This is a genomic window from Actinoplanes sp. NPDC051388, assembly GCF_055586225.1.
Genome location: NZ_JBVJIP010000001.1, coordinates 228366 through 248816, shown reverse-complemented (window position 1 = coordinate 248816; position 20451 = coordinate 228366). Strand labels below are relative to the sequence as shown.

10 protein-coding genes are annotated in these 20451 nt (G+C 70.5%); 4 read left to right on the top strand and 6 right to left on the bottom strand.

The genetic code is table 11. The features are described from left to right. Positions 1 to 3 precede the first annotated feature (3 nt). Both ACZ6TI_RS01235 and ACZ6TI_RS01230 read right to left on the bottom strand, forming a co-directional pair. The gene (locus ACZ6TI_RS01235) at positions 4 to 936 is read right to left on the bottom strand and encodes a tetratricopeptide repeat protein (RefSeq protein WP_465342959.1); all 933 of its coding nucleotides are present in this window, start codon (positions 934 to 936) and stop codon (positions 4 to 6) included. A 64-nt stretch (positions 937 to 1000) separates the two neighbouring features. Then, positions 1001 to 1894, bottom strand: coding sequence for an SDR family NAD(P)-dependent oxidoreductase (locus ACZ6TI_RS01230; protein WP_465342958.1), 894 nt, complete (start codon positions 1892 to 1894; stop codon positions 1001 to 1003). An 89-nt stretch (positions 1895 to 1983) separates the two neighbouring features. Here ACZ6TI_RS01230 and ACZ6TI_RS01225 point away from each other — a divergent pair, with 89 nt between their 5' ends. Further along, positions 1984 to 2526, top strand: a complete 543-nt coding sequence (locus tag ACZ6TI_RS01225; protein WP_465342957.1) for a TetR/AcrR family transcriptional regulator — start codon at positions 1984 to 1986, stop codon at positions 2524 to 2526. Here the strand turns inward: ACZ6TI_RS01225 and ACZ6TI_RS01220 are convergent. Next, positions 2523 to 4190, bottom strand: a complete 1668-nt coding sequence (locus ACZ6TI_RS01220; RefSeq protein WP_465342956.1) for an acyl-CoA mutase large subunit family protein — start codon at positions 4188 to 4190, stop codon at positions 2523 to 2525. The two genes, ACZ6TI_RS01225 and ACZ6TI_RS01220, sit on opposite strands and share 4 nt — an antisense overlap. Before the next feature lie 54 nt (positions 4191 to 4244). Between ACZ6TI_RS01220 and ACZ6TI_RS01215 the strand changes: the two genes are divergently transcribed. After that, complete coding sequence (locus ACZ6TI_RS01215) at positions 4245 to 5105, top strand: DNA-3-methyladenine glycosylase family protein (RefSeq protein WP_465342955.1); 861 nt, start codon at positions 4245 to 4247, stop codon at positions 5103 to 5105. A 15-nt stretch (positions 5106 to 5120) separates the two neighbouring features. On the opposite strand, the gene ACZ6TI_RS01210 is transcribed toward ACZ6TI_RS01215, so the two are convergent. Continuing rightward, positions 5121 to 5717 (bottom strand): DUF416 family protein, encoded by a 597-nt coding sequence (locus tag ACZ6TI_RS01210; protein ID WP_465342954.1) that lies wholly within the window; start codon positions 5715 to 5717, stop codon positions 5121 to 5123. Next, entirely contained in the window at positions 5718 to 13607 is a 7890-nt protein-coding gene (locus tag ACZ6TI_RS01205; RefSeq protein ID WP_465342953.1) for a ricin-type beta-trefoil lectin domain protein, read from the bottom strand. Positions 13608 to 14056: 449 nt separating this feature from the next. On the opposite strand from ACZ6TI_RS01205, the gene ACZ6TI_RS01200 reads away from it, so the two are divergent. Then, positions 14057 to 17209 carry a DNRLRE domain-containing protein gene (locus ACZ6TI_RS01200; RefSeq protein WP_465342952.1) on the top strand — a complete coding sequence of 1051 codons (3153 nt, stop codon included), beginning with the start codon at positions 14057 to 14059 and terminating at the stop codon, positions 17207 to 17209. Positions 17210 to 17277: 68 nt separating this feature from the next. Beyond that, positions 17278 to 18282 carry an acetamidase/formamidase family protein gene (locus tag ACZ6TI_RS01195; protein ID WP_465342951.1) on the top strand — a complete coding sequence of 335 codons (1005 nt, stop codon included), beginning with the start codon at positions 17278 to 17280 and terminating at the stop codon, positions 18280 to 18282. An 876-nt stretch (positions 18283 to 19158) separates the two neighbouring features. On the opposite strand, the gene ACZ6TI_RS01190 is transcribed toward ACZ6TI_RS01195, so the two are convergent. Further along, positions 19159 to 20430, bottom strand: coding sequence for an FAD-dependent oxidoreductase (locus ACZ6TI_RS01190; protein ID WP_465342950.1), 1272 nt, complete (start codon positions 20428 to 20430; stop codon positions 19159 to 19161). Between the last annotated feature and the right edge of the window lie 21 nt (positions 20431 to 20451).

The window sequence follows — 20451 nt, the reverse complement described above, 5'->3', positions numbered from 1 at the left end:
GACCTAGAAGAGTGCGCGGGCGAGCGCGCGTCGGGCGTCGGCCACCGCCGGATCGTCCGGGCCGGCCACCTGGAAGAGCGAGAGCAGGTGCTTGCGCACCTCGTCGCGCTCGTCGCCGCTGGTGCGCCGGACCAGATCGACCAACCTCTGGTACGCCTCCGGCGCCTGCCCGCTGAGCACCTCGATGTCGGCGGCGAGCTGCTGCGCCGCCACGTCGGACGGGTCGGCGGCCGCCTTGGCCAGCGCCCCGGCCGCGTCCACCCCGGTCACCCGGCGGTAGAGCTCGACCTGGGCCAGCCCGGACTCGGCCGCGTGGTCCTGCGGCGACTCGGCCAGGATCTTCCGGTATGCCGCCTCGGCCTCGTCGAGGTCGCCGGTCATCAGCGCGTCGTCCGCCGCGTCGAGCCGCGGGTCCTCGGCCGGCCCGACGGCCACCCCGCCCGCCTTGAGCACCGCGTCGATGTACTGCTTTACCTGAGCCTCCGGAAGCACGCCGGTGAAGCCCTCGACGAGCTGGCCGCCGACCACCGCGACGACCATCGGGATGCCCTGCACCCGCAGCGCCTGGGCGAGCCGCGGGTTGGCGTCCACGTCGACCTTGCCGAGCACCCAGCTGCCGCCGCCGGCCGCGGCCAGCTTTTCCAGCACCGGGGACAGCTGCTTGCAGGGCTCGCACCACTCCGCCCAGAAGTCCAGGATCACCGGGGTGGCCATCGAGCGCTCCAGCACCTCGGTCTGGAAGTTCGTCTCGGTGACCTCGATGACGCCGGCGCCCAAGGCGGCCGGCGGGCCTCCCGCGGGAGTCGTGGGCGCACCGGCCGGAGGCGCGCCATCGGCGGGCGGGCCGGCGGCGGGTCGTGCCGGAGCGGGACGCAGCGCGCTGAGATCGACCGCGCCGCGGGTGAAGATCGACGGTGTGCTCCGTGGGTCGCTCATGGTTCCCTAGTCTGTCACGCGGCCGACCCCGTACGCCGCGCCGCCGGGCAGGTCATATCGGACGTCACACGGGCACACCGTCGAGGTACGCGACCCCGCTCAGCTCCTCGGCCGTCTGCCACAGCCGGGCGGCGAGCGCGGCGTCGTTCGCCAGCCCGCTCGGCGCGTCGAAGTGCACCCGGTGATCCCACTTCCGCAGCGACGGCCCGAGGAACACTCCGGTGGGCGCGTCCGGGCTCGTCGCCGCATAGAGGATCGGCCGGGTGCCGGACTCCGCGGTGCGCGCGACGAGGGCGCTGACGAGCGGCACCAGCGCCCGGGCCCGGCTGCCGACGCTGTGCGTCATCATCGGCGTGCCGGACACGCCGGGGTGCGCGACCAGGCTGCGGATCGGCCGCCCGGACCGGCGCAGCCGCCGCTCCAGCTCCAGTCCGAACAGGAGGTTGGCGAGCTTGCTCTCGTTGTATGCCGCGGACGCCGAATAGCCCTCCCGGACGGCCGGATCGGCGAGCGGCAACCGCTTGGCGAACAGGGCGAGGCCGGACGAGACGTTGACCACGCGGGCGCCGCCGCGCAGGTGGGGCAGCAGCAGGCCGGTGAGCGCGAAGTGCCCGAGGAAGTTGGTGGCGAACGTCGACTCGATGCCCTGCGGGCTGAGGCGCCACGGGACGAGGCTGATTCCGGCGTTGTTGAGCAGCAGGTCGACCGGGCGGTCGCCCCAGGCGTCGGCGAAGGCGCGCACCGAGTCGAGGTCCTCGGTGTCGAGCCGGCGGATCTCCACGCCGGTGGGGAACAGCCCCTCGGCCTTGGCCACGTTGCGGACGGCCACCACCACGTCGGCGCCGCGGGCGGCCAGCTCGCGGGCGGCGACCAGCCCGAGCCCGCTGGTGGCGCCGGTCACGACCGCGGTGCGGCCGGTCTGGTCGGGGATGTCGTCGAAGGTCCAGGTCACCGGCATGGCAGCGCCTCCCGCTCGGAAGTCTGAACGGATTATCTATCCGCTCAGCGTCGACCGTAGCACTAAGCGGATGAGTTATCCTCTGAGACGTGCCTCTCCGTTCCGACTCCGCGCGCGTCCGCGACCAGATGCTGGCCGCGGCCCGGCGCCGGGTCGACGCGGGCGACCTCGACCTGCCGATGAACGCCGTGGCAAAGGACGCGGGCGTCGGCGTGGGCACGGTCTATCGGCACTTCCCGAGCCGGTTGGCGCTGCTCGAGGCGCTCGCCGAGGCCAGCCTGGCCGAGATGGCCGCCGCGGCCGACCGGGCCGCGGCCGACCCCGATCCGGCCACCGCTCTGGCGGACTACATCCGGTCCGCTCTGCGCTGCCTGCGCACCGATCCGGCCCTGGCGCTCGTGCTGGCCGCCTCCGACGCCGCCTGCCCGGCCACGCTGGAGCTGGGCGGCCGGTTGCTGGCCAGCCTCGACCGGCTCCTCGCCCACGCCAAGGCCGAGGGGCTGATCCGCGCCGACATCACCGGCGACGACGTGCGCGCCCTCGTCTGCGGCGTGCAGCACGCCGCGGACGTGGCCGGCGCGCAGCACTCCGACCGCTACCTGGCGATCCTGCTGCAGGGCCTCAAGCCCTAGAAACGGGCGGGCTCGCGATAGATGCCCCACTCGCCCTTGAGGGCGTCGCAGATCTCGCCGAGCGTGGCTTCGGCCCGGGCCGCCTCGAGCATCGGGGGGATCATGTTCTCGGCGGTGCGGCTCGCCTCGATCAGGCGGCGGAGCGCGGCTTTCACCCGTACCCCATCGCGGTTGGTCTTGCGAGCGATCAGCTCGCCGCGCTGCACCACCTCGACCTCGTGGGAGACGCGCAGGATCTCGAGCTCCTTGGCGACCGTGCCGGTGTGCGCGTTGACCCCGACTATCTTCTTGTCGCCCTTCTCCAGCGCCTGCTGATAGACGAACGCGGCCTCGGCGATGTTCGCGGTGAACCAGCCGTCCTCGATGCCGCGCAGGATGCCGGCCGTCATCGAGCCGTCGTCGCCGAGCTCGCGGATGCGGGTGAAGATCTCCTCCGCCTCGGCCTCGATGCGGTCGGTCAGCTCCTCCAGGTACCACGAACCGCCGAGCGGGTCGGCGACGTTGGTCACCCCGGTCTCCTCCAGCAGCACCTGCTGGGTGCGCAGGGCGATCTCGGCGGACTCGTCGGTGGGCAGCGCGAGCGTCTCGTCCAGGGCGTTGGTGTGCAGCGAGTTGGTGCCGCCGAGAATCGCGGCCAGCGCCTCGACCGCCGTGCGCACCACGTTGTTGACCGGCTGCTGCGCGGTCAGGCTGACCCCCGCGGTCTGCGTGTGGAACTTGAGCCAGAGCGCCTTTTCGCTGGTCGCGCCGTAGTCGTCACGCAGGTGCCGGGCCCAGATGCGGCGGGCCGCGCGGAACTTGGCGATCTCCTCGAAGAAGTCGATGTGCGCGTCGAAGAAGAAGGAGAGACCGGGGGCAAACGTGTTCACGTCGAGGCCGCGGCTCAGGCCCAGCTCGACATAGCCGAAGCCGTCGGCCAGCGTGTAGGCCAGCTCCTGCGCGGCGGTCGAGCCGGCCTCGCGGATGTGGTAGCCGCTCACCGACAGCGGCTTGTAGCGCGGGATCTCCCGGGCGCAATATTCCATCAGGTCGCCGATCAGGCGCAGGTGCGGCTCGGGCGGGAAGAGCCACTCCTTCTGCGCGATGTACTCCTTGAAGATGTCCGTCTGCAGCGTGCCGTCGAGGTCTCTGATCGAGGCGCCCTGCCGCTCGGCGGCCACCAGATACATCACGAAGACCGGCACCGCCGGGCCGGAGATGGTCATGCTGGTGGTCACGTCGGCCAGCCGGATGCCGTCGAAGAGCACGTCCATGTCGGCGGCCGAGTCGATCGCCACGCCGCAGTGGCCGACCTCACCGAGCGACTGCGGGTCGTCGGAGTCGCGGCCCATCAGCGTGGGCATGTCGAACGCCACGCTCAGCCCGCCGCCGCCGGCCGCGAGGATCATCTTGTAACGCTCATTGGTCTGCCTGGCGTTGCCGAACCCCGCGAACTGGCGGATGGTCCAGGTGCGTCCGCGATAACCGGTCGGATAGAGACCCCTGGTGTACGGGAACTCGCCCGGCCAGCCGATCCGCTCGAAGTCCTCATGATCGCCTCGCGGCCCGTAGACCGGGTCGACCGGCATGCCGGACAGCGTGGTGAAGTCGGCGTCCCGGGTGCGCGCCGCGTCAAAGCGCTGCTGCCAGCGCTCGCGACCGGCGGCGATGTCGGCTGCGTCCATGCCGCCATCCTAGAGGCATTTCCTGAACGATTATTAAGCTGGTTGGATGCTGGGGTGACGTTTTCCCTGAAGGCACGTGGGCCGTTCGCGCTCGCGGAGGCCGCCCGCTTCCAGGAGACCTTCCCCGGCTTCCACGGCGACACCTCCGGAGAGCCGCATCTCGATCTTGCCTTTCCGGCGGACGGCTCGTGGCAGACCGTCGGCGTGCGGGTCACCGAGGACCTGACCGGGCACGTCGTCGCCAACCCCGGCCGGCTGCCCACGTCCTCGATCAAGCACGAGGTCGAGCGGATCCTGTCGCTCGACGTCGACGGCCGGGGGTTCTCGTCGATCGGCGACCGCGATCCGGTCGTCGGCGATCTGCAGCGGCAGTTCCCCGGGCTGCGGCCGGTGCTGTTCGGGAGCCCCTACGAGGCGGCGGCCTGGGCCCTGCTCACCCACCGGATCTCGATGGTCCAGGGCGGCACGCTGCGCCGGCGGCTCTGCGACGACCTGGGCGAGAAGGTGGACTTCGGCGACTACGTGCTGTCCGCCTTCCCGCCGCCGGAACGGCTGGCCGCACTCGACCCGATGCCCGGCATGACGATCCGCAAGGTGGAGAACCTGCGGGCGCTCGGCGAGGCGGCCGCGGCCGGCGAGCTGGACGTCGACCGGCTGCGCGAGATGTCGATCGAGGAGGCGCTGGCGCATCTGGAGAAGCTGCCCGGGATCGGCCCGTTCTCGGCCGAGCTGACCCTGATCCGCGGCGCCGGTCTGGTGGATCTCTTCCCGAGCCAGACGCCGCGGCTGCACCGGGCGATGGGCGAGCTCTACGATCTGGGCCCGGAGCCGCCGCTGGCCCGGCTGCGCGCGATCGGCGAGGGCTGGAAGCCATTCCGCGGCTGGGTGGCGTTTCTGCTCCGCAACGCCGTCTAGGCGCCGGGCGAACTGCTAGCCGCCGATCGGTGACCGCGCCGCGTCCCCGCGCAGTTGTGCGATCACGGCCGGGCCCGCGGCGGGGTCCTGCAGGAGTCGCATCGCGTCCACCTGACGCTGCAGCTCGGTCTGGATCGAAGAGGACTCCAGGAGCGCCTCACGGCCGGCGGCATCGAGCACCTCCAACTCCTGCTCACGAGCCTCGAACTCGTCCGCTCCCGCGTAGGCCCGCTGGGCCGTGTAGGCCGCGAGATCGACGTCGTCGTTCTCCAGCAGCTGCAACAGGTAGACCAGTGCCGCGATCGCGTCTTCCGCCTGCGGCGCCCACTCGTTCCAGTCTTCCTCTTCCGGCAGCAGCTCCTCCGCCGCCTCCGACGAAGGCAGCTCGCCGGCGACGACGCCCCGGTCGGGGCTTTCCAGCCCCGACCAGACGGCGTCGATCGCGGACCGGACGAGACCGGGTTCACCGGTCTCCTCCAGATCGCAGAACTTCACATACGCCGGCCACAGCACCTCGGCACAGCTGGCGGCGAACGCGATTCGCTGCCAGTGAGCAAGGGTGGCGAGCTGCTCCCGCAGCCGCTCCGGCTCGAAGTGCACTGTGGCCGGCATCTATTCCTCCTTGAAGGAGCGCATTACCGCACTCATCCCGTCCGACGTGACTGTATAGCCCTCTTCCTCGAGGTACTCCTGGCAGGCCGGGCAGATCGGATGCGGGAAGCTGGACAACGCCCGCGGCTTCAGTCCGAGGTCGATCGCCCGCAAGTTCGCGGTGACCTCGGCGTGCTGGCCGGGCAGCCGAGCCTCGAGCTCGGAGCCGCCCAGTTCGGCCCGCTGCGTCGGGTCGACGTCGCGCACTCCGGAGGCCACCAGGTCGGGCCCGTTCTCGGTGCTCATCACCACGGTGTCGCGGTTTTTGGCGGCGATCGGGTCGAGCGTCTGGTTGATGCGCTGCGCACTGCGTTCCAACCGGGGCAGATCGCAACTCCGTGCGGTCACCCCCGCGTCTTCGTTGTGGGTGAGCAGCGGCTGGTTCCCGGCCAGCACATAGAAGGTGTGAATGTTGCCGACGGTCAGGTTGTGGACCTGCTGACGCGGGCTGGTGCGGTGGGAGACAGCGGTGATCTGCGCCCAGGCACCGGCGCTCGTCCGGAGCCACTGGCCGGCTTCCAGGTCACCCGCGTCGACCCACTCACGCAGTTCGGGGACCCAGAAGGGGTGGTTGGCGGTCGCGGTCGTCTTGGTCACCCCGCCCTTGGCGGCCGGGTCGCCCTTGGCCTTGACCGAGATGGTGACCAGACGCTTCTCGCCGTCACCTCGAATCGCCGCCGTGACGGTCTCGGAGCTTTCGCGCCGGGTCTCCGGGTCGGTGACCCGGACCTTGTCCCCCGGTTTGACGTCCTCGATCCGCTTCGTTTTCCCATCGGCCATCAGAACCCGGGTGCCGGGAACGAAGCTGTTGCAGGAACCGCCGCCGCCACCGCCGCTCGCCCGACCGCTGTTGCCGCTGCCGCTGGCGCCGCCGTTGCCACGGGACGAAGCTCCGGCGTTGCCACCCGGTTTGTTGCCGCCGGCCTTCCCGCCGCCTCCGCCGGCGGCGGTGGAGCCCTTGGGGTTGGCCTTCCCCTGGGCGGCCTTCTGAGCCGGGTTGCCGGTCTTCTTCGCCTTGTTGACGGCGTCGTCGCTGGTTCTTCTCGCCTGCTCGGCGGCCTTCTTCGCGGCCGCTTGAGCGGCGCGTTTGGCCCGCTCGATGGCTGCTTTCTTGGCCGCCAGCGCCACCCGTTCCGCTGCTCGCGCCGCGGCTAGAACTGCCTCGGCCGCCTTGCGGGCCGTGCGCCACGCCATGATCGCGTTGATCGTGGCGTTGATCGCCTTGGCGATCTTCGGCAACTTGACGATCTTGCCCCATGGGATGGCGCCCAGGATCAACGAACCGCACGCCCACAGATCACCGGCGAAGCAGTTCATCGCGTCGTTGATGCCGAGGAGCTCGGACAGGATGCCCCAGGCCGCACCCAGGATCACCGACACCAGCGACGTGTTCATCGCCGATTCCGCCTGGGCGACCTGCGCTGCCGACAGGCCCGCACCGGCCAGCGCCGCCGCTCGCTCGGACGCGGTCAGCGAGATCGACAGGCCGGACGGGTCCGAGTGCGTGACCGGATTGTTGTGCCCATAGGTGAATCCGTTGTTCTGCGCCGGATCCGCCAGGTCCAGCACCGGGTCCGGGGAGAGGAACCGGCCGACCTTCGGGTCGTACCAGCGTGCGCCCAGCATCACGAAGCCGGAGGGGTCGTCCCGGTCCGCCCCGAGGAAGCCCTTCTGGGTCTGCATGGTCGAGCCGCGCCCGGCCAACTCGCCACGCTCATTGCCGAACGCGTCCTGCTTGCGGATCCGGACCGGCATTCCGTCGGTCAGTGAGACTTCGGCGTACGGCGTCCCTTGATGATCCGTGGTGACCGCGACAAGCGTGCCGCTCCCGCCGGCACCGGACTGGTACCGCGTGATCATGCCGCCCGGCGTCGGGTACGTCCGCTGGGTGCTGATCAGGGTGCCGTTGGGGCGGGTCACGACCTGAACCTCGCCGAGGTTCAGGGTGGCCTGTCCGGCCTGCAGCGAAAGAACGCGGCTGCCGTCGGGGGTGTAGATGTGCCGGGTGTCGGACTGCGAACGCCAAACCTGGCCGCCGCCGGTGGTCGTGTCACAGGTGGCCAGGACCAGCGGCGTCGCGTCCGTGGTCACGCTGCCCTGCACCGCCATGCAGAGCCCGGACGCCTTGTGCTTGAGATGGGCGTCGTTCGTCCGCACGAACTCCTGCGCGGCGGACCCGTCGCAGGATCGGACCTGGGCCGCCGATCCGGCGGTGTTCGCGGCCGGCTGGACACACCAGTTGCTGTGCACCGAGAGCGTGCCGACGTTCGCGTCGGCCTGACCGCCGGTGGCGGTGAACGCCCACTTCTGCGCCACGGTGTTGTTACAGGTGTACAGCTGGATCGGCTGGTTCGCCTGGGCCTGGCCGCTCTTCAGGTCGATGCACTTGTCGGCCAGGCCGATCCACGACGCCTTACCCTGTGCGCCCTGGCCCGCGATCCGGTCGACCTTGCCGTCGTACGTCCAGGAGATCGCCTGGCTGTCGCCGGTGCCCAGATCGGTGACCGACTTCGTCTCGCCGGTCAGCTCGTAGAGCCGCGCCGCCTCGGCCTTGATCCGCGCGCCGGACGGGGCGGTGTAGTTCTTCTCGGTCTTGGTGAGCGTCCGCGGCTGGGCGCCGTCGGCCTTGCCGTAGGTGTAGGTGGTGATGGCGTCCTTGGTGCTGTCGCCGCTCAGGTTCTTCTCGGTCAGCTTCTTGCGGTTGCCGAGCAGGTCGTACTCGTACTCCTGCCAGTAGCCGGACTTGTCCGCGCCGACCGCGACGTTGCCGGCCGGCCCGGATCCGCACGACGCCTGGTCGGCAGACGTGTACGCGGTCTTCAGCTGCCCGATCGGGTCGTAGCGGAAGCACTGCCGCTCGGCGATGCCGGTCGACTCCTCGCGGATGCTGGTGACATTGCCGGCGTCGTCGTAGCCGAGGCTGCGCTTGCTGACCTGGTTGCCGCCGACGATGGACTGGTCACCGGATTTCTCCCGGTAGACCTCCTGACCGTCGAGGGCGCCGCTGGCCGGGTCGTACTTGTTGTAACTCCACACCCGGTAGGGCTGCGAGCCGAGCGTGGATCGGATCACCTGCCCGTACGGCGAGTAGGTGGTCTCCGCGCCGTACCAGTCCTTGCCGGAGATGGAGACGGGCTTGCCGTCGGTCGTGTACCGGGCGATGAGCTGCTCGGACGGGAAGGCGCCGGCGGCCGGCACCGTCATCACGCTCGGCAGCCCGGTGTCCGTGTACGAGTACCGGTACGTGTAGCTGGTCTGCAGTCCCCACTGCTGCGCGATGGACGCCGGCAGCGTGAGGGTCGTGTTCGTCGGCTGATAGTCCTCGGTGTAACCGCCGATCGACTGCGTGTAAGGCAGGCCGTCGGTGTACCGGGTCGCGGTGGCGGGCAGCCCTTTGCCGCCGGCCACCGTGTCGTAGGTGTATTCGGCGAGCAGGGCGCCTGCCGAGTTGCCGAGCCGCTGAGCCGTGGGGCGGGACAGCTTGTCGTAGCCGTTCCACACCGTGACACCGCGCTGGTTGGTGACCTGCAACGGCCGGTCGCGATGGTCGTATGCGGTCGTGGTCGAACCGGTGTCCGGGTCGGTCGCGCTGATGACCCGGCCACGCTTGTCGTAGGACCAGGTCCACGGGTGCGTCCGGTCCGCCGAGTGGTCGGCCTGGTCCAGTCGGCCCACGCTGTCGTAGCGGTAGCGCATCGAGGTGAACGTGGACCGGTCGGCGCTGGTGAACGTGTCGACCCGGCTGCTGCGGCCGAGCGCGTCGGTGAACACCCGGTAGGACGAGGCGCCGTTCGGGTTGATCACGGTGGAGTGGTCGTTGGCGTAGCTGTAGTGGGTGGCGCGGGCGGCGAACTCGGTGCCACCGAGCACCGGCATCTCGATGAGCACCCGGCCCAGACCGTCGTACGTGTACCGGGTCGCGTTCGGCACGGCCAGGTCGGACAGCGGGGTGAACAACGTCGTGGACGCGCCACCACTGGCGAAGTAGGCGTTGTTCGTCTGGATGATCTCGCCGGACCGGTTGTAGAGGGTGTCGGTGATCAACCGGCCGCCGCCGGTCGCCGGCTCCTGGGTCTGCCGTTCCCGGCCTAGGCCGTCGAAGATCGTCACCGACGTCTGCAAGCGGCTCTCGTGCCCGCGGGCCTGCGTGGTGATCGTCGGCGGCTTCCCGGCCGGCGTCGAATAGGTGGCCTGGAAGTCCGGCGTCGAGGTGGTGGCCCGGCCGGGCGCCCATGCCTTCGTCATCCGCCCGAGCGGATCGAACTGGGCGTTGCTGACATGGAGGTTGGGGTCGCTGGTCGCGGTCGTCACGGCCCGGCCCGGGTCCAGGTCCTGGATCTGCTGGTGCCCGGCCGAATTCGTCTCCACCACTCGATATGCCTGGCCGGTGGACGGCAGGTAATCGATCGTGGAGGTGTTGTTGTCCGGGTCGGTGCGCGAAACGACGCGACCGATCCCGTCGAATCCGGTGGTGCCGTCGAGCTGCACTCCGCTGCCGTCCGCCTTCAGCGACCACGTCTGGGTGGCCAGGCCTCGGCTGGCGGCGATCAGCGGCGTTCCGTAAGGCTGGCTGTCGTAGCCCACCCGGGTGACCCGGGTCAGCGTGGCCAGGTTGTCGAACTGCGCGGCCAGACAGGTGGTCGGGCTCCCCCGGACCTGCTGGCTCATGCCGATCAGGTGCTTGTTGATGTGGTGCTGATAATCCATCTTGGTGCAGGACTCGTCACCGTCCACCCCGGTGTCACCGAGCACCTCGACCAGGGTCGGCAGACCGTAGGTGTCGTCGAAGGTGGTGCGGGTGTCGGTGACGCGCACCGGCCGCTTGTCGTCGCCGACCGTCGAGCCCTTCGTGTACGTGAGCTGCCGGACATCGGTGACCCGCCAGGCCTTCAGCGGGGAGAGTCCGTCCTCACGGTTGCGAGACGCGAGTTCCCGGGCGCTCGGCACGGTGACGCTGCGGGTCAGCCATCCGTCCTTGGTGTCGTCGCCCGCGTTCAGGTAGGTGAGCTCCTCGGCCACCCGCCCGGCGAACGCCTCCCGGTCCTTGGCGATCTCCTGGTCGTTGGAGTCCCGGACCGGGGTGGTCTCGCTCAGGCCCTGGAAGTAGCGGGTCACCGCCTTGGTGCGCCGGCTCCGGGTCGCCGACTCGTCCGCGCCGGTGTAGACCGCCACCTGGCTGAAACCGGCGAACTGCGAATAGGTCCGGGTGGACTTCTTCGTGAACTCCTGCTCGGCCAGCTTCCACCGCGGGTTGTCGTACGAGTACTCCGTGACCGTGCTGAAGACGCCGTCCACATTGGGCAGCTCCTCGACCGACTTCACCACGTACTTGTGGAACCAGTCGATGTCCTCGGCCGACGGGTCCGGATGCCAGAAGACCGGGTAGCACAGCCGGTTGTTGTCCCGGAGCGCGGCAGTGTCGCCCTTGCCCGGCAGGCTGCCCCGGCAGTTGGTCGACGGCTTCTGGTAGCGGATGACGGTCTCGCCGCCGTACTCGTTGACGACCCGCGACACCCGCAGCCGGGCGAAGCCGGGACGGTTGTCGTCGGCCACCCGGTTCGGCATGTTCTCCGGGTTGGCCTCGAACTTGACCGGGTTGAGCGACGCGGTCGTGGTGCCGTCGACGGCATAACCGGTGCGGCGGATCGACTCCAGCCACAGCGCGGTGTTGGGGCCGGTCTTCAGCGTCGGGAACGACTGCTTGAGCTGGTAGCTGTCGACCGGCGTGCGGGTGGCCGAGCCCTGCGTGCGCTGCGCCGAGGTGACGATCCGGTCCAGCCGCTTGCGCGAGAAGAACGCGGGCGCGGCGTTCCAGCACTTCTTGCCGGAGACGCAGTGCAGGTCGGCCGGCGTGTCGTACCAGGGGCGGAACTTGGCCGGATCGGTGCTGGCGAAGTTCGCGTCCGTGCAGGCGGCGCCGGCCTCGGCGTAGCACCGCTCGGCGACCTCGAACTTGACACTGGCCGGCGCCGTGGCCGAGAAGATGCTGTCGGCGCGCTGGCCGTAGTCGATGTGGTCGAGGTATCCGGCGCGGTGGTAGGGCACCGGCGCCTTGAAGTTGAAGTTGCGGGCGTAGTGGTTGGTCTCGCGGGCCCACCACAGGCTCATCGCGTTGCCGTGGATGTCCTGCACGTAGTCCAGGGACCAGCGCCAGGCCTGCTGGCAGAACGAGTTCTTCCACTCGGACTGGTAGCAGTCCTCGCCCGGGTGGTTGCCGTAGACCGGCACGGTCAGCACGCTGTTGGTGACGGCCTTGCCCTCGGTCCAGCCGGGCAGCCGGTGCTTGCCGAAGAAGTACTGGGTGCCGTCGCGGGTCGTGACGACCCAGTACTCGTTGTCGTTGTCGCCGTTGGCGAGGCCGGCGTCCTTCTTCAGCTCGACCTTGGAGCCGTCGCCGTTGGCGGTGGTCCAGGTGCTGCCGTTCCATACCAGCTCGGTGCTGGAACCGCCGAGGGACAGGGTGGCGTTCTCCGAGCCCCAGCACATGTCGCCGGTGCGGTGCGTCTTGTTGTTCGAGCCGGCCCGCGTGGAGTCCTGCCGGCAGTTCGCATAGGTCCTGGTGATCGAGCCGGCGCTGTAGTCCCAGCCGTCACCGATCCAGGAGGCCTGGTTGTTGGTGGCCGACGTGCGCCCGTCCACCGACTGCGAGGAGTACGACAGGCCCACCTTGGGGCTCAGGCCGCCGGCCGTCTCCGGCACGTTCACCTGGTACGAGTATGTGAAGGCGCCGGACGACGAGCCGGCCGCCCAGGAGCCGGACGACTGCAGCGGGGTCGCGGTGTAGTCACCGGCCGCGGAGGCGCCGGTGTCCAGGGCACCGACCACACCGGACTCACCGGCGAGGCGCGCGGACTTGGCGGACTTGCTGCCGGCGGTGCCGCCGTTCTCCGGACCGGACAGCAGCTGCCCGACCGAGAAGGCGCCGCTGACGATCCGGCGCAGCTCGGGCTGCTCGGGGTCCTCGGGATCGGGGTTCTCGCCATCGGGGTCGTCCGGGTCGCCGGAGTCGCCGGGCCCGCCGGTGTCCGGCGGGTCGGAGCCCTCCGGGTCGGGCGCCGGGCCGGGCTCGGGCTCGTCGGAGGGCTCCGGCTCCGGGCTCGGGCCGGTCGACGGGTCGGGGGCGGGCGGGTCGGGCTCGTCGGCCGCGGCCGCCTGCTTGCCGCTCGCGATCCGCTTCTCGTCCTCGGCACGCAGCGCGGAGACCTCGGCGGACCGCTTGCCCGCGACGGCGATCTCGGTCAGCGCCTCGTCGGCCGGGACCAGCGCCACTTCGCTGGGCACCGTGGAGAAGCCCTCGGCCGGCTGCTCCGGGTCGGCGACGCAGTCGCCGGTGTTCGGGCTGTCATAGACACAGTTGGGCAGCATGACCAGGCCGAACCGGTCGGCCGCCTCCGGGCCGTACAGGTCGCCGAAGGCCGTGTAGTCGACGCTCAGCGCGACCTCGGCGGTGGCGTCCGCGGTGTCCGGCGGGGTCACCTTCAGCACCAGGCCGGGCACCCCGGCGGTCTGCGACACCCCGGGCGCGGCCAGGGCGACCTGCCAGTCGCCGGCCAGCTTGGCGGGGTCGGCGCCGATCGGCACGCCGAGCGCGACCGGCAGGTTGCCGACCTGCTCGGTCTCGCCGGGCGCGAGGGTGCTCGGGTCGACCGTGCCGGTGCCGGGCGTCCACGCCTGCAGGTTGGCCGGCGCGTACTCCACCACCGGAACGTCGGGGGCGGTGGTGAGATCCGCCTCCGCGTCCGCGTCGAGCGCGACGGTCTTCTCCGGGGTGATCTTCGGAAGATCGACCGCGATCTTGTCCATATCGGAGCCCGGGATCGCCCACGCCGCCGGCGCGAACGTCACCGTCATCAACGCGCACGTCGCTGTCGCGACCGCGGCACGCATGCCCTGACGCCAGAAGAACGGACCTCTACCACGCATATGCGCCGACACCTGCCGAAGGAGAGAGCGGATTGCACGCCACGGACGAGCGCGTGCGCAGGAACTGTCCGACAGGAATCACCGCGCCGCCAAGGTAACGGAAAGTAACTTAAATGAAATATAAGGTGATCTGCGTCACTCATATATCGGTCTTAATGGCTTTCATCCACCGCGCAACATCGGTGATCGTCCGAAAGCCTGCGCAACCCCTGTGAGGCGGGTGATAAATCGACTCCACATCGGAGTGTCTTCACCGATCTTCGCTTGCGCTGGGTGTTGGTCACGGATAGATAACAGTCACGGGGTCGCCCCGACGCATCGAGCCGTGTGATCGTGTGCGCGCTCAGTTCGCCCTGGCTCACCGGGAGTCGACTACCGTGACAGTGCTTCGTTCATTCCGTCCCTTGGTGCGCACTCGCGCCCGTCTGGCCGCCACCCTGGCCGCACTGCTCGCGGTGACCTCGGGTGCCGCCGGAGTCCTTTGGTGGCAACACGATTCCGGGTCCGGCGCGCCCCCCGCCGCCACCGCACCGTCCGGCCCGCGCGACGAGGACGCCGCCTTCACCGAGGCGAAGAGCTCCGGCGCAGAGGTGCTTGTGGACACTGCGACGACCGAGACGAGCCAGACCTGGCTGCGCCCCGACGGACAGGCCCGCACGGTCATCCACGCGCTGCCCCAGCGGTCCCGCGTCGCCACCGGGCAGTGGGCGCCGATCGACGCCACGCTCGCCCGGGACGCCGAGGGGATCAAACCCAGAAACCCGGTCTTCCCCGTACGCTTCGCCGGCCGCGGCACCGGTGCGGCCCCGGCACCGTCCACATCGGGCAGTGGCGGCCAGGGCGGCGGCGCAGCCGGCGACTCGGTGCTCGCCGAGGCGACGATCAGCGGACACAAGATCAGCTACACCTGGCCCGGGCCGCTGCCCGAGCCGGTCCTGGACGGCGTCCGCGCGCTCTACCCCGAGGTGCTGCCCGGTGTCGACGTGCTGATGGTGGCCCGGGTCGAGGGCGGCTTCAGCCAGCTGCTGATCGTCAAGACCCCCGAGGCCGCCACGCAGGCCGCGGTCCGCACCCCGACCTACGGGCTCGAATCGGACACCGTGATCTTCCAGCACGACCCCGCCACCAAGGGCGTGCGTGTGCTGGACAAGTCCACCGGCGCGGAGATCACCACGATCTCGACGCCGTTCGGCTGGGACGCCGCCGGCCGTGACGTCGAGGCGCCGCCCGGCACCGCACCGCGCACCTCGGTCGCCACCCCGGCCGACGTCCTGCGGCTGTCCGGGCTCTCCGGCATGGAGCCGGGCGCCCACACCGCGGCGCTGCCCACCAGCCTGGCCGGCGACGGCACCGGCGACGTGCGGCTCAGCCTCGACGTGGCCACCACCGGGCTGCTCACCGACCCGGACACCCGCTACCCGGTGTTCCTCGACCCGACGCTGAACAGCGGCCGGCAGGCCTGGACCCTGGTGCAGAAGCTGCACCCGAACAGCAACTTCCTGAACGGCACCAACTACAACGGCGGCACCAGCGAGGCCCGCGTCGGGCACGAGGACGACGACAACGGCACGGCCCGCTCGTTCTGGCGGATGGGCTACGCCAACCTCAAGGGCGCGAAGATCAGCTCGGCGAAGTTCAAGGTGCTCAACGTCTGGTCGTGGAACTGCACGAACCGCCAGCACGAGCTGTGGATGACCGGCGCCATCGGCTCCGGCACGACCTGGAACAAGCAGCCGGCCTGGAGCCGGTTGCAGCAGAAGAAGTCCTTCGCCTACGGCTACAACGGGTCCTGCGACGACGACTACGTGGACTTCAACGTGGCCGACGCCGCGCAGAACGCCGCCAACAACAGCGCGACCAGCATCACGCTGGGCATGCGCGCGACGTCCGAGAGCGACACGCTGACCTGGCGCAAGTTCACCGCGTCGACCGCCGCGCTCGAGGTCACCTACAACCGCCCGCCGCGGGAGCCCACCGGCGGCACCCAGACGCCGGGTGGCAACTGCAGCACCGCCGGGATCACCGTGGCCAAGACCAACCTGGTCCTCGCCGCCAACTCGTCCGACCCGGACGGCAACCTCAGCAAGCTGCGGTTCAAGTTCTGGAAGTCCGGCACCACTCCCCCCGGCGGCACCGCGGCCACCACGAACAGCGCCGGCCGGGCCAGCCTCACCATCCTGTCCACGGCGCTGACGGACAAGGCCGTGTATTTCTGGGAAGTGCAGGCCGAGGACACCTCGGCCGCGGTCTCCACCTTCTTCCCGCCGGGCACCAGCCCCTGCAAGATCACGGTCGACGCCTCGGCGCCGCCCGCACCCGACATCGTCAGCGACGTGTTCCGCGAGACCACGCCCGACGGCGCGACGTGGGCGACGGTGAAGTTCGGCCAGACCGGCGCGGTCACCTTCATCGCGGAGGGCGCAACCAAGTTCGGCTACATGGTGGACAACAGCCCGCTGACCTATGTCAACGCGGTGAAGCCGGTGGCCGACCCGACCAAGCCGCTCGACGAGCAGGACCTGCGGCCGCGCGCCACCGTGCCGAACCTGGCGCCGATCCACGCCGGCCCGACCTGGATCCAGGCCTATGCCTACGACTCGGTCGGCAACCCCAGCGTGATCACGCAATACGTCACCTTCGTCCCGCCGAGGGACGAGCCCGACGGTCCCGGTGACGTCACCGGGGACAGCATCAACGACCTGATGCAGATCTCCTCGTCCGGCGCCCTCTACACCTATGCGGGTGGCAACAAGGGCGATCTGCACGGTGGGCTCATCTCGAGCTACAACACCGCCGGCACCCTCAATCCGGGCAGCTACTGGATGTCGAACGGAGTCGCGTCGCTGATCACCAAGCACACGGACGCCTATCCCGGTGACGGCAACACCGACCTGTTCTGCCGCCACCCGGACGGCTCGTTCTGGCTCTACCCGGGCGACGGTTACGGCAGCTTCAACGTGGACAAGCGGCTGCGCGTGCTGCTCACCTCGTCGATGCCCAGCCCGAGCACCTGGATCCAGGTCAAGGCGGTCGGTGACATCACCGGCGACAAGCTGTCCGAGCTCGTGGTGCGCTCCGGCACCCAGCTGGTCGTCCTCGGCGGCTGGTCCGGCGCCACGTTCACGCAGATCACCACGATGGACGGCAACTGGAGCCGGCTGGAGATCGTCAACCTGGCCGACGTCGACCTGGACGGCACTCCCGACCTGACCTTCCGCAACCTCGACACCGGCGCCCTGTCGCTGCGTTACGGCAAGCCGGGCACGGTCGCCGGCAGCGTCGACCTGAACTCGCTGAAGAACGCCGCGGCCTCCCGCACGGGCAGCGACTTCGCCTACGGAGTCAACTGGCACACCGGTCTCGACATGGTGATGGGCATCCCGGACGTCAACGGCGACCGCATCCCCGACATCCTGGCCCGCCTCTCGGCGACCGGCCAGGTCCGCCTCTACTACATGACCAAGACCCCGAGCTTCACCCACATCCTCGCCCTGAACGGCAACTACAGCACCATCAAGGGATTCGGCTGACGGATCCGGACCGATCGGCTCCGAGGCCGCGCTGCTGAATCCGAGCAGCGCGGCCTCCGCGTCGCCGGGTGGTGCGCGATGATGCCGGGGTGGAGTTCTTCGAGGCGGCCGACGACACGGTGGGATACACGTTCGGCGGGCGGGCGGCCATCGCCGAGGTCCGGCCCGGTGAGCCGTTCCGGCTCACCACGCTGGACTGTTACGGCGGACGGGTGCGCGGTGTCGGCGATCTGCCCAGCCGGGTCTGCGAGTTCCCCTATCTGAATCCGGTCACCGGCCCGTTCCACGTGACCGGCGCCGAGCCCGGCGACACGCTCGCCGTGCACGTCGTCGCACTCACCCCGAACGCGCCGCGCGGGATCTCCAGCACCTTCCCGCACTTCGGGGCGCTCACCTCGACGACCCGCACGGCCACCCTGCAGCCGCCGCTGGAGGAACGCGTCTGGGTCTACGACGTGGATCTCGCGGCCGGCACGGTCCGGTTCGCCGCCCGGAACTCCGACCACGTCCTGGACCTGCCGCTCGATCCGATGCTCGGCACGGTCGGGGTGGCGCCGGCCGGCGGCGAGGTGCGGGCCACGCTGGTGCCGGACGCGCACGGCGGCAACCTGGACACCCCGCTGCTGCGAGCGGGCACCACCCTCTATCTGGGCGTGAACGTGCCCGGCGCGCTGCTCGGGATCGGCGACGGACACGCCCGGCAGGGTGACGGCGAGGCGTGCGGGGTGGCGGTCGAGATCGCCATGGACGTGACCCTGGTGCTGGACGTGATCAAGGGCGCCGGCACGCCGTGGCCGCGACTGGAGGACGACGCGCGGCTGATGTCGGCGGGGGTGGCGCGGCCGTTGGAGGACGCATACCGAATGGGTCAGACCGACCTCCTGCACCAGGTCGCGGCGAGCACCGGGATGGACACGCTGGACGCCTATCAACTGGTGTCCCAGGCCGGGACCAGCCACATCGCCAACGTCTGCGACCCGGACTACGTGATCGTGGCAGCCATCGAGAAGCGACTGCTGGGCGCGCCACCATACGGCGGCACCCACGACCGGCTGCGGGCACTCGGGAGCTGACCGCGAACGCGCGGACCGCGAACGCACAGGACGGCAAGCGCAAGCGCGACCGCGAAGGCGCCGACCGCGAAGGCGCAGACCGCGAAGGCGCTGAGCGCAAAGGCGCAGGACCGCGAAGGCGCTGAGCGCAAAAGGCGCTGAGCGCGAGCGCAGGGCAGGGCAGAGTAATGAAGAAAGGAAATCAGGCGCTGATCGGCACCTGCGGCGTGGAGTTGGGCTTGCGCGGCCGCCGCGTCCCCAACAGGTGCAGCCGGATCACCGCCGCGAGGGCCGCCGCGGCCGGCACCGTGCCGGCCATCAGCCAGCCCGCGCCGACCGAGTCCGGCGGCGGTTCCCGGCCGCCGTGCCCAGCACGGCGGACAGCAGTATCGAGACGCCACCGGCCAGCCCGGCGCCGACCGCGAACCGCGGACGCCCCGACGCCACCGCAAAGAGCGGACGCCCCGACGCCACCGCGTGGAGTAGGCCCGCCCAGACGCCACCGCGTGGAGTAGGCCGCCCAGACCCACCGCCCCGGCCAACCCGAGCGGCACCGCGCCGACCGGCGCCAGCGGATCCGCCGGCGCCGACCCCAGCTGGAACATCTCGCCCAGGCACAGCGCCCCGCCGGCGACCGCCCCGCTCAGATAGAAGCCGGCGGATCGGCTCGCTCGGCTCGTCCCGGCGCAGGGTCAGCGCGAGCACGCCGCAGAGCAGGTGCATGACCGCGGTGATGAACCAGCAGATGACCAGTTGGGCGGCCGGCGCCGCGCGATCCAGCGCATAGCCCGTCACGGCCACGCCGGCTAGCAGGCCGACGCAGAGCAGCACGGGATCCAGGCGCGCCCTCCACCGATCCACAGCGCGCTGATCGGCGGCTGTGCGAAGAACTTTGAGTCAGACCCGGTGGTCGACGATCCAGGACTGCGGGTTTCCGTTCCGATAGAGCATCCGCATGATCAGCGGAGTCATCGCGTCCCGGATGGCCGCCCCGATCGGCCCGGCCGCCTTGCCGCTGCCATTGCGCCGCCCGGCCGCGACCACCTTCTCCACCCGCTTGCGGCGCTTCCGCTCATAGTCCGCCAGCGCCTCCGCCACTCCGGTCCCCGCGGAGAGGCGCTGCCCGGAAAGGGACTGCGCGGAAAGGGATTGTGCGGAAAGGGATTGTGCGGAAAGGGATTGTGCGGAGGAGGACTGCTCGGAGAGGGACTGCGCGGAGAGACACTGGCCCAGCGTCACCGCGTCCTCGATCGCCATCGATGCGCCCTGGCCGGAGGACGGCGAAGCGGCGTGCGCGGCGTCCCCGAGCAGCACGACGCGGTCCGTCCGCCAGGTGCGCACCCGCGGCAGGTCATAGGTGTTCCACGGGCCCAGCACCTCGGGCGTGGCCTGGATGATCGCCGCCGCCGGGATCCGGTCCTCGGCGACCAGGTCGATCAGCTGCTCGCGCCAGGCTTCCATCGTGGGGCCGGGACCGGTGTGCGGCGTCTTCGAGCCCGGGTTCGCGAACCACCAGACCGAGCCGTCCGGCGCCATGCTCCACCCGAAGAAGCACCGCCGCCCGAAGGTCATGTGCACCACCCCCGGCGTCGGGTCCAGCTCGGCGTCGATCGGCCCGGCGGTGAACCCGCCGGCATTCAAGAGCCCGAGATAGCGCGGCCCGGGTGCGTCCGGATCCAGGATCTTCCGGGTACGCGAGTGCAGCCCGTCCGCCCCCACCACCAGGTCGCCCCGAGCCGTGTCGCCGTCCGCGAACCGGGCGACCGCGCCGTCCAGGGCGACCAGCTTGTGCCCGTACCGGATGGGGATGCCGGCCTCGATCGCGGCCTTGCGCAGCGCCGCATAGAGATCCACCCGCCGGATCGTCGTGGTGGTGACACCGTCCTTGCCGGCGCCGCCCAGCGGCAGCTCGGCGAGCCGTCGCCCGGCGCCGTTGCCGAGTGTCATCCGCGGCGTCGGATAGCCGGCCGCCAGCACCGTGGCCGGGTCGAGCCCGAGCCGGCGCAGGGCGGCCAGTCCGTTCTCCGCCACGGTCAGGAAGGCGCCCCGCTCGTCGGCGCCCTCGGCGCGGGCCTCGTGGATCTCGGCCGTCCAGCCGGCGCGGTGCAGGGCGACCGCGGCCACGGTGCCCGCGATGCCTCCGCCGATCACAACTGCTGTCTTAGTCATAGAATGACTATGCATCCCATG

Excerpts from the sequence above, each read along its gene's own strand:
- ACZ6TI_RS01220 (WP_465342956.1), bottom strand. The coding sequence starts at position 4,190 with ATGGACGCAGCCGACATCGCCGCCGGTCGCGAGCGCTGGCAGCAGCGC.
- ACZ6TI_RS01210 (WP_465342954.1), bottom strand. The coding sequence starts at position 5,717 with ATGCCGGCCACAGTGCACTTCGAGCCGGAGCGGCTGCGGGAGCAGCTC.
- ACZ6TI_RS01190 (WP_465342950.1), bottom strand. The coding sequence starts at position 20,430 with ATGACTAAGACAGCAGTTGTGATCGGCGGAGGCATCGCGGGCACCGTG.
- ACZ6TI_RS01205 (WP_465342953.1), bottom strand. The coding sequence starts at position 13,607 with ATGACGGTGACGTTCGCGCCGGCGGCGTGGGCGATCCCGGGCTCCGAT.
- ACZ6TI_RS01235 (WP_465342959.1), bottom strand. The coding sequence starts at position 936 with ATGAGCGACCCACGGAGCACACCGTCGATCTTCACCCGCGGCGCGGTC.
- ACZ6TI_RS01230 (WP_465342958.1), bottom strand. The coding sequence starts at position 1,894 with ATGCCGGTGACCTGGACCTTCGACGACATCCCCGACCAGACCGGCCGC.